Genomic DNA, 3,477 nt, shown 5'->3' on the forward strand with positions numbered 1-3,477 from the left:
AAAGTGTTTGGTGTGGTGACTGTTGCAGTTCCGCCTCAGTACACTTCGCAGAATTGCTCTAACTGTGGTGAGGTTGTCAAAAAATCTCTTAGTACAAGAACTCATTCTTGTCCTCACTGCGGGCATACACAAGACCGTGATTGGAATGCAGCGCGGAACATATTAAGAAAAGGTCTAAGTACGGCGGGTCACGTCGGAACTAACGCCTCTGGAGAGACTGACCAATACTTGGGTGAGGTAACTCAACGGACACTTCGCTCAAGTCGGCGAAGCCGCCCACGCGAGTGTCCTCCTCCAAGCAAGTCAACTCGTGGAAAGAGGAAATCTAAGAAGTGATTCTTGGAATCCCCACCTTCAACAAATTTTGGTGGGGAGGATGTCAATAATTCGTCTAAATGCTCTGACGATATTTTTAATAGTTAAGAGGATGTTTTAAAAGTCTAATTTAATACTAAACCCGGCGGTTGAAACCGCAGCTACACAAGCAAAACCCGCCTGCGCGGGTTAAAATTCATTAGTCCACGGAGGTGGACTTTGGTTGTGTAGTAGCGAATTATATTCGCCGAATACTTTTAAAACATCCTCTAAAACATTCACTTTAGAACATAATGCTCGCATTATTAAAATACAGCAGTTCTTTTTTCCCTTCTGCCTTTTAACGACTATTTATGTAGCATGAATCTCTGAAGAACCCATATTTTTAAATCCAACATTCAACTGATAAACATAAATATAGGACTCCGGTTTGATTATTGAAAAAATATAGGTATTGTAGGGTGCGTTAGAACGAAGTTCGTAACGCACCAAAGTCTTTCCGAACGGTGCGTTACGCTTCGCTAACAGCACCCTACGTGTTTTTCAGAAATCAAATATTATTCCTATAGTTGCTGTTTCTTCTGTTATGCGGTAGATGCGAATAGCTGATCCGGACTTACACAATTGTCACAAGATCCTGGGAACGGTGCGTGACACTACAACCTCATTATTACGTTAAAAATTAGTCAAAGTGTCACAGCACCCTACAAGAAAATATGCCTTGGTTAGGTAAAGTTTAAAACCTTCATCAGTAAATACCTATGCAGTTACACACCCTACTTCTTAGCCCGTGCAGACGGGCTTCGTAGGTGTAGCCCCACCCTTCGAGGGTGTGGGCGATTTTTGTTGGAGGTTATTTATTTGTAGAAGATTCAATGGTGCGTAACGGCATTTTGAATTTACAACCTCCAATAGTAAATATCGATGCCGTTACACACCCTACAAAAATAATTCCTTTTTTAAACGTTCATTTGCTGCTTTTGATAAAGCGAATAGTACAATCCTTTCTGCCGCAATAATTCGTCATGGGTGCCTCGTTCGGCTATAATTCCTTTTTCCATAACTAATATCATGTCGGCACGTTTTAAAGGTGCAAAACGGTGCGCGATCAAAAATACTGTCTTTCCTTGGGACATATTTTGTAAGTTTTGCAACACCTGCTGTTCGGTTTCGCTATCCAAAGCGCTGGTTGCTTCATCCAAAATTAATATTGGTGCCTGTAGCAGGAATAATCTGGCTAAAGCTATACGCTGTCTTTGTCCCCCGGATAATGCTGTACCTCTTTCCCCGACGTTGTTTTCGTAACCTTGGGGTAGTTCGCTGATGAAGTCGTGAGCAACTGCCATTCTCGCGGCTTGGACTACTTGTTCGGCGGTAATATCGGGGTTTCCTAATGTAATGTTTTCTAGGATGCTACCGTTGAACAAAAAGTCTTCTTGCAAAACTACACCGATTTGTTGACGTAGGGAAGCTAAATCAACGCTTTTTACGTCGAAACCATCGATTAGGATGCGCCCCGATTCGATTTGATAAAGTCTTTGTATAACTTTGGAAAGCGTACTTTTACCTGAGCCGCTGCGTCCTACTATACCGACAAATTGACCGGGTTCTACGTGGCAGGAAATTCCTTTGAGAATAGGTTCAGTATTAGCTTTGTAGCGGAAGAATACCTGGTCAAAAGTAACTTCTCCTTCAAGAGGTGGTAGTACTAATCCGGTTCCTGGCTCGGCTTCAGGAGAAACGTTGAGAATGTCGCCGATTCTATCTACAGATAACAATACTTGCTGTAAATTTTGCCACAATTGAACTAATCTTAATAAAGGTCCGGTAACTCTTCCGGAAAGCATTTGAAAAGCAACCAATTGCCCGACAGTAAAGTTGCCTTCAATAACTAATTTGGCTCCAAACCAGAGAATCAACAGGCTGGATAGTTTAGTCAGAAAGTCGCCGATGTTACTGCTGATATTAGATGTTGTGGAAGCTTTGAAACCCGTGCGGATAAAGCGAGCAAATAAACCTTCCCATCTATCCCGCGTTGCTGGTTCGGCCGCGTGGGCTTTTACCGAATGAATTCCTGTAATTGTTTCTACCAGGAATGATTGACTGTCAGCACTGCGGTTAAAGGTTTCGTTCAGCCATCTACGGAGAATTGGCGTTGCTGTTAAGGTCAATATGGCAAATAAAGGTAGTACTGCTAATGCTACTAAGGTTAAGGTAGCGCTGTAATAAAACATTAGTACCAGGTAAACTACAGCAAATATGCTGTCGAGAACTACAGTTAATGCCGTACCCGTGAGAAACTGCCGAATTTGTTCTAATTCTTGAACTCGTGCGACCGTATCCCCTACCCGTCGCGACTCAAAATAAGATAAAGGTAAGCGCATTAAGTGACGAAATAGCTGCGCTGATAAACTTAAATCCAAACGACGCGCCGTATGGGTAAAAATGAATAAGCGGAGAATTCCCAACACTGACTCAAATACTGCCACCAATAAAAGCGCGATCGCCATTACGTCGAGAGTTGCTATACTCTCCTGCACCATTACTTTATCAATAATGACTTGAGTAATTAGCGGTGTAGTTAATCCCAGCAGTTGTAAGGTGAAGGACGCTAAAAGTACTTCTGTCAGTAAACCTTTATATTGCCAAACTGCGGGTAAAAACCAACTTAAATTAAACTTTTCTTGCTTTTGAACGAGTTCTACTTGCCATAAATAGCCATCCCAAAAGCTTTCCAGTTGTTCGCGGGATACCGTTTCGCAAGTAAAGTCTGGGTTTTGCGGGTTAGCAATAATCAAGTTATTACCTTTACGTGCATAAGCTACAACCCAATTAGCTTGCTCCGAATTACCCCATAAAAGTAAAGCCGGAAAAGCAAGTTTTTGTAAATCATCCCAACTTACCTGCAACCTCCGCAGCACGAAACCCAGCTTTTCCGCAGCTTCCACAACATTTTTAGGACGTTGTGATCGCACTTGACGCTGCACCCACTCCAACTTCACCGAAATTTCCAAAAACTGCGCCACCATTGTTAAGCAAGCAGCAGCACTGTTTGCGCTGGAAACGAATGGATAACCCGATGTGGGGGGGAGGGTGGGAAGGAGAAGGGGAGATGGGGAGATGGGGAGATGGGGGGATGGGGAGATGGGGGGATGGGGAGAT

The 3,477-nt window shown here is 43.2% G+C and carries 2 protein-coding genes; one reads left to right on the forward strand and one right to left on the reverse strand.

All coding sequences use genetic code 11. The features are described from left to right. Positions 1-336, forward strand: a 336-nt coding sequence (locus tag VB797_RS34805) for a transposase (RefSeq protein WP_323242366.1), incomplete at its 5' end; no start/stop codon positions are given. Between the two features lie 938 nt (positions 337-1,274). Here VB797_RS34805 and VB797_RS34810 read toward each other — a convergent pair. Next, a partial coding sequence (locus VB797_RS34810; RefSeq protein WP_416350970.1) for a peptidase domain-containing ABC transporter occupies positions 1,275-3,477 on the reverse strand: 2,203 nt, incomplete at its 5' end.

It is taken from the genome of Rivularia sp. UHCC 0363, assembly GCF_034931125.1.
Lineage (GTDB): Bacteria > Cyanobacteriota > Cyanobacteriia > Cyanobacteriales > Nostocaceae > Rivularia.